The organism is Corticimicrobacter populi, assembly GCF_003123725.1.
Classification (GTDB): domain Bacteria; phylum Pseudomonadota; class Gammaproteobacteria; order Burkholderiales; family Burkholderiaceae_B; genus Corticimicrobacter; species Corticimicrobacter populi.
Genome location: NZ_QETA01000004.1, coordinates 287,854 through 303,493 on the forward strand (window position 1 = coordinate 287,854; position 15,640 = coordinate 303,493).

At 62.0% G+C, this 15,640-nt stretch carries 15 protein-coding genes and 2 riboswitches; of the genes, 6 read left to right on the forward strand and 9 right to left on the reverse strand.

The window, feature by feature from the left end; genetic code table 11:
• The first annotated feature begins 170 nt into the window (after window positions 1-170).
• Together DD235_RS11340 and DD235_RS11345 are read left to right on the forward strand one after the other, a co-directional pair.
• Entirely contained in the window at window positions 171-653 is a 483-nt protein-coding gene (locus DD235_RS11340) for a hypothetical protein (protein WP_109062186.1), read from the forward strand.
• Between the two features lie 134 nt (window positions 654-787).
• Window positions 788-979, forward strand: coding sequence for a YqaE/Pmp3 family membrane protein (locus tag DD235_RS11345; protein WP_109062187.1), 192 nt, complete (start codon window positions 788-790; stop codon window positions 977-979).
• Between the two features lie 86 nt (window positions 980-1,065).
• On the opposite strand, the gene DD235_RS11350 is transcribed toward DD235_RS11345, so the two are convergent.
• The 5 genes from DD235_RS11350 to DD235_RS11370 all read right to left on the reverse strand — a co-directional run bounded on the left by DD235_RS11350 (window position 1,066) and on the right by DD235_RS11370 (window position 5,605).
• Window positions 1,066-1,785 carry a hypothetical protein gene (locus tag DD235_RS11350; protein WP_109062188.1) on the reverse strand — a complete coding sequence of 240 codons (720 nt, stop codon included), beginning with the start codon at window positions 1,783-1,785 and terminating at the stop codon, window positions 1,066-1,068.
• A gap of 8 nt (window positions 1,786-1,793) precedes the next feature.
• The gene (locus tag DD235_RS11355; protein WP_109062189.1) at window positions 1,794-2,591 is read right to left on the reverse strand and encodes a family 1 encapsulin nanocompartment shell protein; all 798 of its coding nucleotides are present in this window, start codon (window positions 2,589-2,591) and stop codon (window positions 1,794-1,796) included.
• Complete coding sequence (locus tag DD235_RS11360) at window positions 2,584-3,651, reverse strand: Dyp-type peroxidase (protein ID WP_109062190.1); 1,068 nt, start codon at window positions 3,649-3,651, stop codon at window positions 2,584-2,586. The genes DD235_RS11355 and DD235_RS11360 overlap by 8 nt, the downstream gene beginning before the upstream one ends.
• Window positions 3,652-3,694: 43 nt before the next feature.
• Window positions 3,695-4,300 (reverse strand): 3,4-dihydroxy-2-butanone-4-phosphate synthase, encoded by a 606-nt coding sequence (gene ribB, locus DD235_RS11365; protein WP_239990124.1) that lies wholly within the window; start codon window positions 4,298-4,300, stop codon window positions 3,695-3,697.
• Window positions 4,301-4,487: 187 nt separating this feature from the next.
• Window positions 4,488-4,655, reverse strand: a riboswitch (FMN riboswitch).
• 56 nt (window positions 4,656-4,711) lie between these two features.
• Window positions 4,712-5,605 carry a TIGR01777 family oxidoreductase gene (locus DD235_RS11370; RefSeq protein WP_109062192.1) on the reverse strand — a complete coding sequence of 298 codons (894 nt, stop codon included), beginning with the start codon at window positions 5,603-5,605 and terminating at the stop codon, window positions 4,712-4,714.
• 99 nt (window positions 5,606-5,704) lie between these two features.
• Here DD235_RS11370 and DD235_RS11375 point away from each other — a divergent pair, with 99 nt between their 5' ends.
• The 4 genes from DD235_RS11375 to DD235_RS11390 all read left to right on the forward strand — a co-directional run bounded on the left by DD235_RS11375 (window position 5,705) and on the right by DD235_RS11390 (window position 11,019).
• Window positions 5,705-7,165, forward strand: a complete 1,461-nt coding sequence (locus DD235_RS11375) for a cryptochrome/photolyase family protein (RefSeq protein WP_109062193.1) — start codon at window positions 5,705-5,707, stop codon at window positions 7,163-7,165.
• Between the two features lie 143 nt (window positions 7,166-7,308).
• On the forward strand, window positions 7,309-8,124 hold the full coding sequence (locus DD235_RS11380; RefSeq protein ID WP_109062194.1) for a MetQ/NlpA family ABC transporter substrate-binding protein: 816 nt from the start codon (window positions 7,309-7,311) through the stop codon (window positions 8,122-8,124).
• 279 nt (window positions 8,125-8,403) lie between these two features.
• Window positions 8,404-9,807: a DUF3141 domain-containing protein gene (locus tag DD235_RS11385; RefSeq protein ID WP_162300474.1), complete on the forward strand. Its 1,404-nt coding sequence runs from the start codon at window positions 8,404-8,406 to the stop codon at window positions 9,805-9,807.
• Window positions 9,808-9,858: 51 nt separating this feature from the next.
• Complete coding sequence (locus tag DD235_RS11390; protein WP_109062196.1) at window positions 9,859-11,019, forward strand: linear amide C-N hydrolase; 1,161 nt, start codon at window positions 9,859-9,861, stop codon at window positions 11,017-11,019.
• A gap of 54 nt (window positions 11,020-11,073) precedes the next feature.
• Here DD235_RS11390 and DD235_RS11395 read toward each other — a convergent pair whose 3' ends face one another.
• The 4 genes from DD235_RS11395 to DD235_RS11410 form a co-directional block, all read right to left on the reverse strand.
• On the reverse strand, window positions 11,074-11,928 hold the full coding sequence (locus tag DD235_RS11395) for a diguanylate cyclase domain-containing protein (protein WP_204524237.1): 855 nt from the start codon (window positions 11,926-11,928) through the stop codon (window positions 11,074-11,076).
• A gap of 170 nt (window positions 11,929-12,098) precedes the next feature.
• Window positions 12,099-13,028, reverse strand: a complete 930-nt coding sequence (locus DD235_RS11400) for a LysR substrate-binding domain-containing protein (protein WP_109062197.1) — start codon at window positions 13,026-13,028, stop codon at window positions 12,099-12,101.
• Window positions 13,029-13,115: 87 nt separating this feature from the next.
• A complete protein-coding gene (cuyB, locus tag DD235_RS11405) occupies window positions 13,116-13,865 on the reverse strand; it encodes a cysteate racemase (RefSeq protein WP_109062295.1) in 750 nt (249 codons plus the stop codon).
• Window positions 13,866-14,019: 154 nt separating this feature from the next.
• On the reverse strand, window positions 14,020-15,303 hold the full coding sequence (locus DD235_RS11410; protein ID WP_109062198.1) for an aspartate carbamoyltransferase: 1,284 nt from the start codon (window positions 15,301-15,303) through the stop codon (window positions 14,020-14,022).
• A gap of 198 nt (window positions 15,304-15,501) precedes the next feature.
• Window positions 15,502-15,605: riboswitch (glycine riboswitch) on the forward strand.
• Window positions 15,606-15,640 lie beyond the last annotated feature (35 nt).

The following is a 15,640-nucleotide window of genomic DNA, read 5'->3' on the forward strand; positions in this document are numbered from 1 at the left end:
AATGGCGCATGGGACGAATACCTCGTGAAAATGGCTCTGGCCGATACTATAGAAGGCCTAGTTGAAAATGGCAAAAAGAAGGTGGCCTATTGCCGTATTGAGGGCGTTACGGGGTGAGCTGAAATGTAGTATTGCAACCTGTCTTTTTCCATAGAGGAGTGGTACTTGTCGTGGATACTGTAGTTGATGTCATCGCTGGCGTGCTCGGCGTCTATTTCATCATCGCGATGTTGATGTTTTTTCACTGGTTCTATTTTCGCAAGGGAAGCCCGAAAAAGTCGTTGATACATATCGGTATTTCCGTTGCGTTGCTGTGTGTGGTGGTGGGCGTCCAGATGCTGCGCTGGCAGAGCATCAATGCCGAGCTGGCGGCCGAAAAGGCTGCGCAGGCTCCCAAGCCTGTCGTCATTGCGCCGGATTTGCTGGAGATATTGGTGACCAATGCCGATCCTGCCTCGCTTGAGCCGTCGCAGGTTGCCGCCGTGGCCGCGCTGGCCGAGCAGCGCCTGGGCGAAGCCGGTACGCAGCATGCTGCAGCGCTCAAGCAGTATTTTGTCTATTACCACAGCAAGCTGGCAGAAAAGACCGTGCCCGAGACGATTGCGGGTATCAATTTCGACGCACAGCGTCGCAATGCCGAGCGCATGCCCTGAGCGGGTGTGACGTTGTTTGCCTGAGGCCATGTCCTGACCCGGCAGGATATGACGTGGTACGCTATTCGGGACACAGCCTGCGGATGCGATGCGTCGTTTTCTAGGGCTGATCTCGAATAGACAGGAGTTGAACCATGCGTCTTTTGTTGGCGATCTTTCTTCCCTTTACCGTATTTTTCACGATTGGCCGGCCGATTGCGGGCATCATTTGCCTGTTGCTGCAAATTACTCTGATCGGCTGGATTCCCGCCGCGCTCTGGGCGGTCTATGCCCTGAGCCAGTATAAAACCGACAAGAAGATCGAAGCCTCGCTCCGAGGGCGTTGAGCTGTCTTTGTCCGGCCCCGGCTGTGACGGGCATGGCCGTGCGGGTGTACGTGAGCAATGCCTTGCAGCCCTGGCTCAGTCGTACGTCATTCCCATGCAATTTCGCCATTGCGCAGCGTCGGCACTAGGATCGGGCTGCCTTCGAAACAGGTTTCGAACAGCCATCGGGAAGGTTGAAACGACTCAGGAGGCAGGCCATTCCGCTGCCAGTCTTCACGGTAGCGCTGATCGTCCGGCAGGCGAAACTGGGCAATCCAGCCTGTGTCGCACAGTATTTCCTGGCCTTGTGATGGCCCTTCCGCCTGTACGGTAAAGCGCCGGGGTTGCGCCAGCTCCATCAGCGGCGGTGCCGTCTGGACGGCGGACACCCATGCAGCATTTATGGTCTGTGGCGCGGGAAAGCGCATGGCCTGTACAGCCCGCAATGTCACCGGCCAGTCGGGCGTACCGGGGTCAAGAGGGTCGTCACGCAGCAAGCGGGTGTCGGCAGGGAGCATGATTTCGCCGAATGTAGACGCGGCCTGTACGGTGACATAGCGCCGGGCCTGCAGGTTGGCATCCAGCGCATCCTGGCCCCGTTGCTGCAGCCAGATGTTTATCCAGAGGGTTGCGACCATTGCCGGATAGGCTAGGGCAATGCACAGCAGCAGGCTGCTGCGCCAGGACAGTGGTGCCACCGGTCCCTGGCGAGCCTGTCGGATGCGCCTGCGCATCCAGGCCAGTACGGCTATCACCGACAGCAGGGCGAGCGCGGTGAGCAGCGTGGCGGCCAGGGCAGCCCCGGCCGCGCCGGCAGAGCCGAGCATCGTGTTTCCTACGACTGTACGGTGACGGATGCTTCGGTCGTCAGCAGCAGGAAGGTAAAGCTTTCCTGCAGGTACAGTCGTACGCTGCTGTCGGTGTGGCTCTGGTAGCCGATGGACAGGTCCTGGCCGATGTGGAATGCGAAATCGCCGCCGCGTGTGCTCAGCACGCTGCCGCCCTGGATCGCCGGGGCCCAGATGATTTCGCCATTGACCAGCCGGCGGATATGCTCCAGCACCGGGTAGCCCTGGTCGCTGGCCTCGCTGACTGCCGTATAGGCATCGGCACCGAGCACGACCGTATAGGGACCGTCCACGCCTTCCAGGCGCAGTTGCTCCAGGGCCTTGGCGATGACGGTGGGATAGTCGGCCAGGTCGGGGGGCAGCGACAGCCGTGTGGTGGACGCGCCCTGGCGCACACCGATGATGCCGGCGGCTTCGTAGCCGTCGAAAATGGCGCGGTCTTCGGCCAGCGCCAGTTGCGTGGCGGCGTCCTTGGCCGGTTGCCAGTCGGAGTCGTCGGCACCGCGCTCGACATCGTCGATCGCCTCACGTGACAGTTCGAACGGAACGCGCAATTCGACCACCTGGCGGACTTCGCGCTGACGTGCCTGTACGCCGTCGAGCGGGGCCGCGATGCCGCGCTGATGGCCGGTGCCGATGGCCGCCAGATCCGGGCCCAGCGGTCCCTGAACGTCGACCACGCGGCGTCCGGCCAGCGAACGCTTGAAGGTGCGGGCGACTTCTTCTTCGATCTGGGCCCAGGCGGCGCTGGAAATGGGGGCCAGTTCGCGGTGCAGGTTATTCATGACGAGGTGCTCCTTTGAGTGATCCGATGTTGAGGGTGCCGCTGCCAGGCGTGCCGGACAGGGTGTCGGCGGCCGGGACAGGGGTGTTCGTGTCCTGCAATGTGTCGGGTACCTGTTCCGACAGCGTATCGAGCAGCGGCAGCGACGGAATGAAAAACAGGCTGCCGGTCACGGCCTGTGAGAAATCCAGCAGGCGATCGTAGTTGCCGGGCGGTACGCCCACGAACATGTTTTCCAGCATTTGCTCGATGGGGGCGGGCGAGCGGGCGTAGCCGATGAAATAGGTGCCGAACTCTCCGTGACCGGGACGACCGAAGGGCATGTTGTCGCGCAGGATCTTGATTTCGTTGCCGTCGTCGTCCTCGAGCACGGTCAGGGCATTGTGCGCCCAGCTGGGCTTGGTGTCGTCGTCGAGTTCGATGTCTGACAGCTTGGTGCGACCGATGATGCGTTCCTGGGTTTCCACCGGTAGGGCATTCCAGCCTTTCATGTCGTGCAGATATTTCTGTACCAGCACATAGCTGCCGCCCGTGTAGTCCGGGTCTTCGTCACCGATCACGGTAAAGCGTACGGCCTCGTCGCCTTCCGGGTTTTCGGTGCCATCCACGAATCCGACCATGGAGCGGTGATCGAACTGGCGAAATCCCTGGACTTCATCCACCACGTCGATGGCCCCTTCGAGGCGCCCCAGCAACTGGGTTGCCAGTTCGAAACAGAGGTCGGTGCGTTCTGCCCGGATATGTATCAGCAGGTCGCCCGGCGTGGCGATGGCCTGGCGCGTACCGCTGCCGAATTCGCGAAACGGATGCAGGCCGGCTGGCCTGGGCAGGCCGAACAGGCGATCCCAGGCCGTGGCACCGAATCCGACCACACAGGACAGGTGGCCGGTGGGTATGCGCTTGCCCACGGCACGGGCCAGTCCGGCCACATCCGCGCACCAGGCGCGGACTTGGGCCAGGCATTGCACATCATCCCGGAGCGTGGCCACAATGAAAAAAGCGTTGTTGGTGACCGCACCGTAGACGGGTTGCGGTGCGGGTGATGCTGGGGTATCGATCATGGCGTAGAGGTATGGGGCTGGACGGGAAGTGATTCAGGTATGTTCAGATACATAGTACGTCAACCAGATCGGCGATGGACAGCAGCGGCAGGTCATGACGTGCGGCATAGTCCAGCACCTGCCTGCCGCGCGTCATGGAGCCATCCGGATTCATCAGTTCGCAGAGCACGGCTGCCGGGCGCAGGCCGGCGCGTTCGGCCAGGCAGACGGCACCTTCGGTATGGCCTCGCCGCGCCAGGATACCGCCGGGATGCGCACGCAGCGGAAAAACGTGGCCGGGACGCACCAGGTCAGCGGGCGTGGCGTCGGGCGCAATGGCGGCCCGGATGGTGGCCAGCCGATCATGCGCACTCACGCCGGTGGTGACGCCCCGGCGCGCCTCGATGGTGACGGTAAAGGCCGTGCCGTGACTGCTTTCGTTGTGCTCTACCATTTGCGGCAGTGCAAGCCGGGTCAGGGTGTCGTCCGTCAGGCAGAGGCAGACGATGCCGCTGCCGTCGCGGATCAGTTGTGCCATGGTGGCTTCTGTCAGCCGCTCAGCCGCGATGATCAGGTCTGCTTCGTCCTCGCGGTCGTTGTCATCGGTCAGAACAACCGGACGGCCCGCCCGGATCGCTTCGAGCGCGGCCTCGACGCGTTGCCGCGCCATATCGGCATGGCAGACGCTGGCTGCGGTGAAGGATGATGGTTGAATGGATGCTGCATGCATGTAAACGCTCCTCGGAGATGCAATAGGATGAGAAGACGTTTTCGGGGCGCACGTGCGCAAGCCATACCGGGTACGTCGGACCGACGCGGGCAGGCCGCGTGTCCGCGCACCAGGCGCGATCGCTGTCGTGCATCTTCTTTCATCCGGACTGTGACCGTCGGCTCTGGCATCTGACCAGATCTGCTGACCTCCCGACAATGGCCGGGAGCGCTCGCGGGCTTGCGAAGGAGGCTGCGTGTTGCAGAGACCTTTGCCTACCGCCGGTGGGGAATTTCGCCCCGCCCTGAAGACGTTTGCCGGCAGGTTGCCGACAGGGCAGATAGTGCCGCGATTCGGCACGATGTGCAAGTGTCAGCGCAGCGTCGCCAGCGCCTGTGCCAGGTCGGGGTGTCGGAAGGCAAAGCCGGCGGACAGCAGCCTTGTGGGTGCCAGCCGTTGGCCACCCAGCAGCAGAACCGACATTTCGCCCAGTGCCAGCCGCAATACCCACGCAGGCAGGGGCAGCAGGGCGGGGCGATGCAGGCTGCGTGCCAGCAGCCGGGTGAACTCGGCATTGCGCACCAGATCGGGGGCGCAGGCGTTGATGGGGCCGTCGCAGTCAGCATGTTTGAGCAGAAAATCGATCAGGGTCACCTGATCGTCGAGATGGATCCAGGGCATCCATTGCTGGCCGTTGCCCAGGCGTCCGCCCAGCCCCAGGCTGAACGGCAGGCGCAACCGTGCCAGCATGCCTCCATCGGGACTGAGTACCGGGGCCGTACGCAGCAGCACCACGCGTGTGCCGTGTGGCCGGGCGCGTGCAGCTTCATGCTCCCAGGCCGAGCAGAGCGCGCTGCCGAAATTCGGCTGTCCGGGCGGGCTGGCCTCGTTCATGGCCTGCTCGCCGCCATCGCCGTACCAGCCGACGGCAGATCCCGAGATCAGGACGGGGATGGGTGTGGAATGTTGTGCCATCCACGCGACCAGCCTGCGGGTGAGGTCGATACGACTTTGCCAAAGTACCTGACGACGCGAGGTCGTCCACGGACGGTCGGCAATCGGTGCACCAGCCAGGTTGATGACGGCATCAAGCGGCAATTCAGCCGGAAAGTCTTCCAGGCGGGCAATGCCGCGTGCGTCGGCGCACAGGCCGGGCACATCCAGGGGGCGGCGGCTCCAGACCCACAGTTCGTGGCCCTGTGTCGCCCAGTGTTGGCAAAGCGACCGGCCGATCAGGCCTGTGCCGCCGGTCAGCAGGATACGCATGAGGGTTCTCCCGGTTCGTGGCATGTACGCACGTTGTCCAATACACTGTGCAGCACGCATATTCTGCTGTGTTCCTTGGTTTCTGCAAACAGGCTTGTCATGACTTCCTCCGCCCTGGTCTGGTTTCGGCGCGACTTGCGCTGTGACGATCATGCGGCGCTCTATCACGCGCTGCGCCGCCATGCGCGTGTGTTTTGCGCCTTTGTCTTCGATACCGATATTCTTGATGCGTTGCCAGCCCGCCACGACCGGCGGGTGGAGTTCATCCATGCCAGCGTATTGGCGCTCGATGCTGGGCTGAAGGCATTGGCTGCGGAAAGCGGCGCGCCCGGAGGCGGGCTGATCGTGCGTCACGGCGTGGCGACCGAGTGCATTGTTGCGCTGGCCCGCAGCCTGGGGGTGAATGAGGTTTTGGTGAACCGGGACTATGAACCGGCTGCCATCGCCCGCGACCGGCAGGTGAAGCGTGCACTGGATGAGGCCGGCATCGTCTTCAGCGACTACAAGGATCAGGTGCTGCTCGATCGCAACGAAGTGCTCAATGGGCAGGGACTGCCTTACAGTGTATTTACTCCCTATAAGCGGGCCTGGCTGCAGCAGCTCGATGCCTTCCAGCTCAGACCGTACCCGGTGGCGCGTCATGCCCGGCATCTGGCAGCGGTGCCGGATGCCGATACGGCAGGTGCCATGCCATCGCTGGCGGATATTGGTTTCGAGCGTACCAATCTGGCTGAACTGCCTCTGCCTGCCGGCATGGCGGGTGCGCAGACGCTGTTGCAGGATTTCTTGCCACGCATGGCTGCGTATGGTGTGGCGCGTGACTACCCGGCACGCAAGGGGGTGTCCTATCTGTCCACGCACCTGCGTTTCGGCACGATCTCGATTCGCAGGCTGGCCGCACAGGCCCACGAGCAGGCCCGCCAGGGCAGCGAGGGCGCACAGATCTGGCTGTCCGAGCTGGCCTGGCGGGATTTCTATTTCATGATCCTGTGGCACCATCCCCGTGTGGTGGAGGCGTCCTTCCGGCCGGAATACGATCAGGTGCAGTGGGACGAAGCCCCCGAGCTGTGGGATGCCTGGATCGGCGCGCGTACGGGATACCCGCTGGTCGATGCGGCCATGCGCCAGTTGCATCAGAGTGGCTATATGCATAACCGCCTGCGCATGGTCGTGGCCAGCTTCCTGACCAAGGACCTGGGCATAGACTGGCGTCGGGGCGAGCGCCACTTTGCCGAGCATCTGAATGATTACGACCTGGCTGCCAACAATGGCGGCTGGCAATGGGCGGCGTCTACCGGCTGTGATGCGCAGCCCTGGTTCCGCATTTTCAATCCGATTACGCAATCGCAGAAGTTCGATCCCGACGGACGCTTCATCCGTCGCTATGTGCCTGAGTTGGCCAGGGTGCCAGATCGGCATATCCATTTTCCGGCGGCCATGAAGCCCCTGGAACTACAGGCCTGCGGACTGCAATTGGGGCAGGATTATCCTTTGCCGGTGGTGGACCACGCCCTGGCGCGTGCCCGGACGTTGATGCGTTTCGAGGGTCTGAAAAAGTAGGCGCACCGAGCGAAGGCACCGTGAATGCCGATCTGGGGTGTGCCGAGACAGGAAGCAGGGATCAGCCCTGCTGGCGACCTCGGAAATCCGGGTAGCAGGCCCGGTTTATAGTACTGTGTACGCTTTTGTTTCAGGGGTGGGACATGTCGTTTTTCCGAGGCACGCGCATGGCACTGGCTGCCGTGGCATGGATGGGATTGGCCGTATCGGCTGGCACACAGGCTGCCGAGCGGCCGCTCAGGGTGGGCGTGATCCCGGTCGTGGCCAATGCCGCGACCGAACTGGCGGTTGCCAAGGCGAGAGAAGAAGGCCTCGAGGTGGAACTGATCGAACTCAATGACTGGGTCATGCCCAACCGGGCGGTGGCCGATGGGTCCATTGATGTCAACTTCTTCCAGCACCAGCCTTTCCTGGAACAGTTCAACCGCAGCCAGGGCAGCGAGCTGATGCCGATTGCCTATGGATACTCGACGACGATGGGCATCTACTCCAAGAAGCTCGGCAAGGGCGACCCGATCCCGCCACAGGCAACCATCGCGGTGCCGGGTGATCCCGTCAATACTGCCCGCGCGTTGCTGTTGCTGCAGTCGGCCGGCTTGCTGAAATTGCGGCCCGGTGCCACCCACGAGGCCACGCTGGCCGATATCGTCGAGAATCCGCTGGCGCTGGAGATCGTGCAGATCGATGGCGCGCACTCCACCCGTTCGTTCGATGACGTGACCGCTTCGGTGACCTATGCCTCGTTTGCCAAGCTGGCCGGTATCGACGAGCGTGATGCGTTGTTCTACGACAATACCGATCCCGATAATGTGCGTCGCTATGCCATTCGCTGGGTGACGTTGCCCGAGCGTGCCGATGATCCGCGTATCCTGCGGTTCATCGAAATCTACCAGCAGACGCCAGAGGTGCGCGAAAAGCTGCAACAGTTGTATGGTGAGCTGATTTCCTTCCCCTGGTGATGTCGCGGGCGTTGCCTGCAGCAAGCATCGGATGGCAGGGGACGGTTGACGGCTCTTACAACCTGTTATATTGTTTTGTTGCGGTGCAATAAAACGATGGCCGGAACAGATCCGGCCATGCCCGTTCCTAAATAAGCTGTGCTGTTCGTCATGTTCCGGGGCTGCAAGTCGGCCTGGCCGGAGGTCTGCGCAGGGTGGAGCTGGGCGCGCAGCAAGGCGTATTGACCGGAGCAGGAGATGGCACGTCTCTCAGCCTGTGAGCAGGAGCTTCGAGATCAAATGCGAGACCATCAGACCTTCAATCCGCTTGGCGAGTTTTTTCGTCACCTGACACCGCCTGCCGGCACGGCAGGATTGCCCGGCCCCTGGGCTGCATACGAGTATGCACTGGATGCCTGGCAGCGCAGCGTACTGCTGCTGGATGTGCTGCGGCAGCGTGCCAATCGGCCAGGTAACAACAAGGCAGAAACGGCAGCGGCACAGGACAGCGATGCCGAGGCCGTACTTGGCCAGGAAGCTGCGCGCTTGCTGGCAGCCCTGCAACGGTTGTCCGAAGTCGATGCAGCGCACTACGAACAGCATGTCCGGCCATTGCTGGAAAAAACCCTGACGCCGGTTTTTGCGCATCTGCTGATCGAGCGTCAAGTGCTGCGGCTGGATGATGCCGTGTTTTCCGATCGCAATCCGCTTATGCAGGGCGTGGCACAACTGGCCGCGACGGTCAGAGCAGAGCGGCATCCTGCTGGCAGTGATAATCCCTACCTGTTGCTCCAGCAGCAACTGTCGAGCCTGCTTACCGATGCGCTGCATACGTACGCGGATCTGCGTGACCAGGCAGTAGAACAGGTGTTTCTGACACTGCGTGCGTTGCCCGAGTGGCCGCGACTGCCCGATTTTGTACAGGGCACGCAGCCCGCCGCGACGAAGTTCAAGGCTTCGGTGCCGGCAGCCCAGGCTGAGGCTCCCGCGAAAGCCATTGCCAAGCCCGCCGCTGATGTCAAGGTGCCGGTTGCCAAGAAAACGGTACCAGGCAAGCCGGCTGCTGCTGCCAAGTCTGCGAAATCGCCTGCCACCAAGCCTGTCGGGACCACGCCTGCGGTGTCTGCGCCGAGCAAGCCCGCTGCTGCTCGCGGCGTCAAACCATCCCGCCCGCAGCCAGCAAGCCAGCAAGCCTCCTTGCCAGGCGTGGCCGAACGGCCTGCCGGTGCCATACCGGCAGCGGTATCTTCGGACACCGCGCAGCCTGCTGTTGCTGCCGTACCTGCAGCGGCACCTCCCAGTCCTGTGGCCGCACCGACAGTTTCGGCACCTGCTGCCGTGGCGAGCCCAGTCACTGCCAAGGCCACCGATGCCGCAACGCCGCCGGCAGCACCGCGTCCAGTTGCGCGTCCTGCGCCGTCTGCACAGGCTCGACCCGATGCCAAGCCTGTTACGCCTGTGGCTTCGACACCCAAGCCTGTCGTGAAAAAAACGGTTGCTGCACCAGGCAGCAAGACGGCTGCCGCGACTCCTGCGGCTGCCATGGCGGCAACCATCGCTGCCCTGGCGACGCCCGTCGAAAAAACGGTACCCGCCCGCGCATCGGCTTCTCCCCGCTCCAAGAAGCCGGCGGCCAAGCCTGCTGCAGCCAAGTCAGGCACAGCAGCCAAACCGGGGTTGCCCGTCAAGCCACGCAAGCGCTGAACCCGCTCTGCCTACACATACCAATATCTGTCAGCCGAGGAAAAATCACCCATGACCCGACAATCCGCTTTTCGCCGTGTCGTCCTGGCCGCCGCGCTGGGCTGCATGGCCCTGGCACCTGCTGCCCAGGCCTGCACGTCGCTTCTATATCGGGACATGAACGGGGGGGCCTATGCCGGACGCACCATGGAATTGCCGATGGAGTTGCCGTACAAGGTGTCCTATATACCGACTGGCACGACTTTCGGATCGCAGGCCGACCAGCATCATGTGCTCGATTTCACGGCGCGACATGCCTTTGTCTCGATCGGCGTGCCAGACCCTGTCAATGGTGAAATCAAGGTTGCGGAGGGCGTCAATGACCAGGGACTGACTTTTGCGCTGCTGGCTTTTGCCAGCACCGAAGGGCCGGCGGACATGATCAAGAAGACCCAGGCGGTGCTGTCGGCCATCGACCTGGGGGCCTGGACATTGGCTCAGTTCGGTACGGTAGCGGAGGTCAAGGATGCACTCGAGGAGCAGCCGGTTCTGGTCACAGCACTGCTGCCTCTGGGACTGCTCAAGACGCCGTTCCACTATACGCTGCATGATGCGACCGGCAAGTCGTTGGTGATCGAGTTTGCTGATGGCAAGCAGAACGTGCTGGACAATCCTCTGGGGGTGATGACCAACGGGCCGGAATTCTCCTGGCACATGACCAACCTGAACAATTACACGTTTCTCAGCAACAAGGATCATTCCAAGCTGGAACTCAATGGTGTGACGTTCGCCCAGCCTGACTCCGGCATTGCTACGGTGGCGTTGCCGGCCTCCAATACGTCGGTGGGCCGCTTCGTGCGTGCGGTCTACTATTCGCAGTTTGCGGAAAAAGCCAAGGATGCCGACAGTGCCATCACGACGCTGGCTCATGTGATGAACAATTTCGACCGTCCTCGTGGCATCACCGAGGATGATCGTTTCAAGGAATCGCTGGTCAATATCACGGCCCCTGGCGTCAATGGCGACTGGTTGTATACATCGGAGTACACATCCTGGACGTCCCTGATCGACCTGCAGCGCCGCCAGTTGTACGTGCGTACCTATGCCGGCATCAACTACGTTCGTTTCGATCTGGCCCAACTGGCCTCGATCAAGCAGGTACGGCATGTCGATCTGAAGGACGTGGCGGCCAGCCTGGCCGATGGCTCGGCTGCGCTGCTGGCTGCCAGTTGATTCTCCGATTTGTGTATCGTGGGTCGGCCTCGGGATGATCCGGGTCGGTCCGACTCAGTCTGTTCGGGGACTGTTGCCATCGAGCGGAGCGGTTGCGGCAGACCACCAGCGCCAGCCTGACTTGCCGGTTTTCTTGACTTGATACATTGCCAGATCGGCGCGTTGCAGCAACTCGCGCTGGTTGGCTGCATGATCGGGGTACAGGCAACCGCCGATGCTGGCACTGATGTGCAGGTTCAGGGGGCCGATATGGATCGGAGTCATCAGCGACAGCATGATGCGACGGCAGATCATGTCGAGCTGATCCTGCCCTTCGGGGGCGGCCAACAGCAGTCCGAATTCGTCGCCACCCAGCCGGCAGATCAGATCACTGTCGCGCATGACGGCCTTGAGCCGTGCTGCGGCAATCCCCAGTACGGCATCGCCGGTTTCGTGGCCGTAGGTGTCGTTGATGGGTTTGAAGTTGTCCAGGTCCACCATGATGAAGGCCAGCCGCTTGCCGGGCCGCAGCGTTGCCTCTTCGTTCCAGCGTTCTTGCAGTCCACGCCTGTTGGCTACGGCAGTCAACGGATCGAGAAAAGCATACTCGCGCAGCATGCGATGATCGTGCGTGACACCTGAAATGTCTTTGAAAATGGCGATGCTCACCTTTTGGCGAGGCAGGATCATGCCGCAGTGCAATGCAGTTCTGATTTCTCCGGTACCACTGAGGATATCGATCTCGATGTCGGGAATGGAGATGAGTTCGACATCCTCAGGGAAGTTAAACGCGTGCCAATGCTGGAGCAGACGCTCCCTCTGGCGTTCATGGATGTAGGCTTCTGCAATCAACTGGGCGGCAGTTCGGAAATGACCGGATGGATAGCCGAACAACTGGTCGAAGGCCGGGTTGCCATACTGAATTTGCATGTCGGGCAGCGAGGCCCATGAGATGGCATGAGGCATGCGCATCGAGCATGCGATTGAGTAGTGGGAGAGGGATATGCGGGAGCGGTGCATATCCGCAACCGTCGAGTATGCCGTTCATGCCTGCATTTTCCCGAGTTTGGTGGGCTGCGGCAATATCCCTGTTGCACAGATCATGCAGAATGAGATGCGGTACTTTCGTAAAGGCTGCGCAACCGGTTCCAGAGCCGTCCTACCCCGGGCCGGTCGTTGGTCGTATCGCGATATGCCATCACAGACAGGCGCAGTGTCCAGCGCGGCTCCTCGCTGATCGATACCAGCAGGCCGGCGTCGAGCGCCCGCTGGGCCACGCAGTCGGGCAGCCAGGCAATGCCATGTCCGGCGATAGCCATTTCGCGCAGCACGTCGGCCATGTCGCTTTCTGCCTGTCGCTCCATGACCGGCGGCTGTGGCGCGTTGTCGAGGATCAGGTCGGTCATGCGCGCCAGATAGGCTCCTGGTGAGTAGGCCAGGACCGGCATGGGGCGTTGCGTTGAGCCGGGAAAGGTCCAACGGCGCTGGGCGAGCAATGTGGGTGCCGCATAGGGGTGCAGCGACTGCGCGCACAGCGTCAGGCGCTCGTACTGTGCGGTATCCAGGTGAATCGGTTGCTGCGGATTGTGAAAGCAGACCAGTAGGTCGGCATTGCCTGCCACCAGCGAAGTGACGGCATCATGCACGTTGACCGGATTGACGGTGCAGCCGATCGCAGGCAATCGCTGGGTCCAGTCATGCCACCACTGGGGCAGCATGCCGGTTGCCAGGGCATGGGGGGCTGCGATGCGGATCATGCTGCGATAGCCGGAAGGGCGGTCGGCCATGTCGATCCGGGCATCGGCCACGCGACGCACGATTTCGAGAGCATGTTCCAGGAAGCGGCTGCCCTCTTCGGTCAGGCGGGTGGGGAAGACGCTGCGGTCGATCAGTTCTGCGCCGACCCAGGCTTCGAGGGCGCGGATGCGGCGGCTGAAAGCCGCCTGCGAGGAGTGGCGGATTTCGGCGGCCCGCGTGAAATTGTTGACCTGTGCCAGCGTCACGAAATCCTGCAGCCAGCCTGTGTCCATGTGTGCTCCGGAGCCTGAAAGTATCGGCCCGTATTTTACGGTGATCACAGCCAAACGGATACCGATGCGCTCTGGGGAAGTGCCTGCTCAGGCCGCCTGGCAGATGATGTTCGGTTGGGGCTGTGCACCGCCATGCAGCGAGAAACGAACGGCTTGCCGGGCCAGCGCCAGAGTGGCGTCGAGGCAGTATGCATCATGAGCGGTCTGCCGCAGGGCAACCGGCAGTTCGGTACAAGCCAGCACCACGCCGTCGTAGCCTTGCTCGTCGATCAGGTACCGCAGCGCCTGGCTGCCGATCTTGCGTGCCTCGGCCTCCTGGCCTGCCTTGACCAGCCGGATGGTGTCATCCACCAGGGGCTGGACGGACTCGTCCGGAACCTCGAAGCTGCCTGCAAAACCGGTTGGCATTCTGTCGTACACGCCGGTTGCCAGTGTGCCACGCGTGGCCATCAGCGCATAGCGGCCGCCCGTATTGCCTTGGCGGGCCAGTTCGTCGGCCACTGCGTCGACAATGTGCAGAATGGGTGTCTGAGTGGAACGCGCCAGCCTGTCATACCAGAAATGTGCTGTATTGCACGGGATGACGATGGCATCCACGCCGCATCGTTCCAGTTGCCGTATGCCTGCCAGCATGGGCAGGAACGGCGTATCGGTCTGCTGCTGGATGGCAGTGCTGCGATCAGGGATCTGAGGTACGCTGTGCACGATCAGCGGTACATGCTGCTGGTCGGTCGCGGCAGGCGTCGCGTCCAGCACCTTGTGCATGAAATCCAGCGTCGCCAGGGGGCCCATGCCGCCAAGCACGCCAATGGAGCGGAGATAGGATGAAGTAGCCATGTCGCCATGATAGGCAGCCCATGGGTTTTTCTTCCAATGCGAAAGGCGCATGATGCAAAAAATGCATCATGCGCCTTTCGGTCCTGCAGAGCCACTGAGTGGCACTTTTGCCAGCGTGGATAGCCGGCGTGCCGTCGACGATGCGTGATGCGGATCAGTCGATCCCGTGGAACACGGCATCATCCGGGCCGACCATGGCGGGGCGGCGCCAGGTGGCGTCCCGCATCGAGCGCTGTACCTGTCCGTCCACGCCCATCAGGGTGGCGAAGATGGCCATGCGCACCGGGATACCGTTGTCGGTCTGGCGGAAGATCGCCAGGCGGGGATCCAGGTTCAGGTCGGTGCTCAGGTCATTGGCATCGGGCCGGCCATCGCGCGGCAGCGGATGCATGATCATGGTGTCTGCACCGCAGGCACTGTCGATCAGGGCCTTGTTGATCTGGAAGTCGGGCCGGTAGCCTTCGAAGGATTCATTCTGGAAGCGCTCTTTCTGGATGCGCGTGGCGTAGACCACGTCGGCACCCGCCAGGCCTTTTTCCAGGTCGTCGGTCTGTTCGATCACCATGTCATGCTTGCCCAGGCGCTCGATGACGTAAGAGGGCATTTCCAGTCCGGGGGGGGCGACCAGGGTCAGCTTGATGCCTTTGTAGAGTGCCAGCAGCTTGGACAGCGAGTGGACAGTCCGGCCATATTTGAGGTCGCCGACCAGCGCGATGTGCGCACCGTCGACCAGCTTGCCCAGTCGCGAAAATTCGCGCTGGATGGTGTAGAGGTCCAGCAGTGCCTGGCTGGGGTGTTCACCTGGACCATCGCCGGCATTGATGACCGGGATGTTGGTGGCACGCGCAAACTCGGCTACCGAGCCCTGTTCGGGATGGCGGACCACCAGCGCATCCACATAACCGGCCATGACGCGGCTGGTGTCATAGATCGATTCGCCCTTGGCCATCGACGAGAATGTGAAGCCGGTGGTGTCGCAGACCGAGCCGCCCAGGCGGCAGAAGGCGGCACCGAAGCTGACGCGGGTCCGCGTGCTGGCCTCGAAGAACAGGTTGCCCAGCACGGCACCTTCCAGCACGCGCGAGATTTTCTGGCGGCGGGCGATGGGCTGCATGATGTCGGCTACCTGAAACAGCGCCTCGACCGATTCACGGGAGAACTGATCTACCGACAGCAGTTGTGGTCTACCCTCGAAAGCAATCGCATCGGCCAGCGATAAATGTTTGTGTACGCTCTGTGTTGCCTCGGTCTGGTGCTGGAGAATTTCCGACACGAAGCGTTCGACAATCTCGGGCATGCTGCGAGACTCCTGCGAGTCGTCAGGCAGCAGCCAGGTATCCAGGGCGCGTCGCGAGACGCCGATACGCGTGGCGAAGGCTTCACGGGTCATGTTCAGGCGGCGCATGGCGTCGCGCAGGAAAGTTTGCTGATTGCTCATGGCAGGGCGATCCATAGAGATGTGGTGATGTACGCGATGCGTATATTATCAGTTCTTGCGGTCTGTGAGACGGCCTGTTGCAAAAATATCTATACGCAGTGGGTGTGGGCTTTCTGCCCGCTTCTAGTGCGAACGCTATCAGGGCTTGTCCCGATATTCATCCTGAATCCGAATCAGGTACTGTAGGTGCGTCGAAGCGTCGAGCGCGCGAAAGAGACCGGCGGCCACCATCAGGTGGCGCAGCCGGCGCCGACGGAGCAACCGCCCCGGAAACTCTCAGGCAAAAAGATCGCGCACAGGCTCGGGACAATCTGGAGAGAGGCGCATACGGCGTCCA

Bases quoted from the DNA above. Each gene is read 5' to 3' on its own strand.
- DD235_RS11345 (WP_109062187.1), top strand. From the start codon at position 788: ATGCGTCTTTTGTTGGCGATCTTTCTTCCCTTTACCGTATTTTTCACG.
- DD235_RS11350 (WP_109062188.1), bottom strand. From the start codon at position 1,785: ATGCTCGGCTCTGCCGGCGCGGCCGGGGCTGCCCTGGCCGCCACGCTG.
- DD235_RS11355 (WP_109062189.1), bottom strand. From the start codon at position 2,591: ATGAATAACCTGCACCGCGAACTGGCCCCCATTTCCAGCGCCGCCTGG.
- DD235_RS11360 (WP_109062190.1), bottom strand. From the start codon at position 3,651: ATGATCGATACCCCAGCATCACCCGCACCGCAACCCGTCTACGGTGCG.
- ribB (WP_239990124.1), bottom strand. From the start codon at position 4,300: ATGGCGCGGCAACGCGTCGAGGCCGCGCTCGAAGCGATCCGGGCGGGC.
- DD235_RS11370 (WP_109062192.1), bottom strand. From the start codon at position 5,605: ATGCGTATCCTGCTGACCGGCGGCACAGGCCTGATCGGCCGGTCGCTT.
- DD235_RS11375 (WP_109062193.1), top strand. From the start codon at position 5,705: ATGACTTCCTCCGCCCTGGTCTGGTTTCGGCGCGACTTGCGCTGTGAC.
- DD235_RS11380 (WP_109062194.1), top strand. From the start codon at position 7,309: ATGTCGTTTTTCCGAGGCACGCGCATGGCACTGGCTGCCGTGGCATGG.
- DD235_RS11385 (WP_162300474.1), top strand. From the start codon at position 8,404: ATGCGAGACCATCAGACCTTCAATCCGCTTGGCGAGTTTTTTCGTCAC.
- DD235_RS11390 (WP_109062196.1), top strand. From the start codon at position 9,859: ATGACCCGACAATCCGCTTTTCGCCGTGTCGTCCTGGCCGCCGCGCTG.
- DD235_RS11395 (WP_204524237.1), bottom strand. From the start codon at position 11,928: ATGCAAATTCAGTATGGCAACCCGGCCTTCGACCAGTTGTTCGGCTAT.
- DD235_RS11400 (WP_109062197.1), bottom strand. From the start codon at position 13,028: ATGGACACAGGCTGGCTGCAGGATTTCGTGACGCTGGCACAGGTCAAC.
- cuyB (WP_109062295.1), bottom strand. From the start codon at position 13,865: ATGGCTACTTCATCCTATCTCCGCTCCATTGGCGTGCTTGGCGGCATG.
- DD235_RS11410 (WP_109062198.1), bottom strand. From the start codon at position 15,303: ATGAGCAATCAGCAAACTTTCCTGCGCGACGCCATGCGCCGCCTGAAC.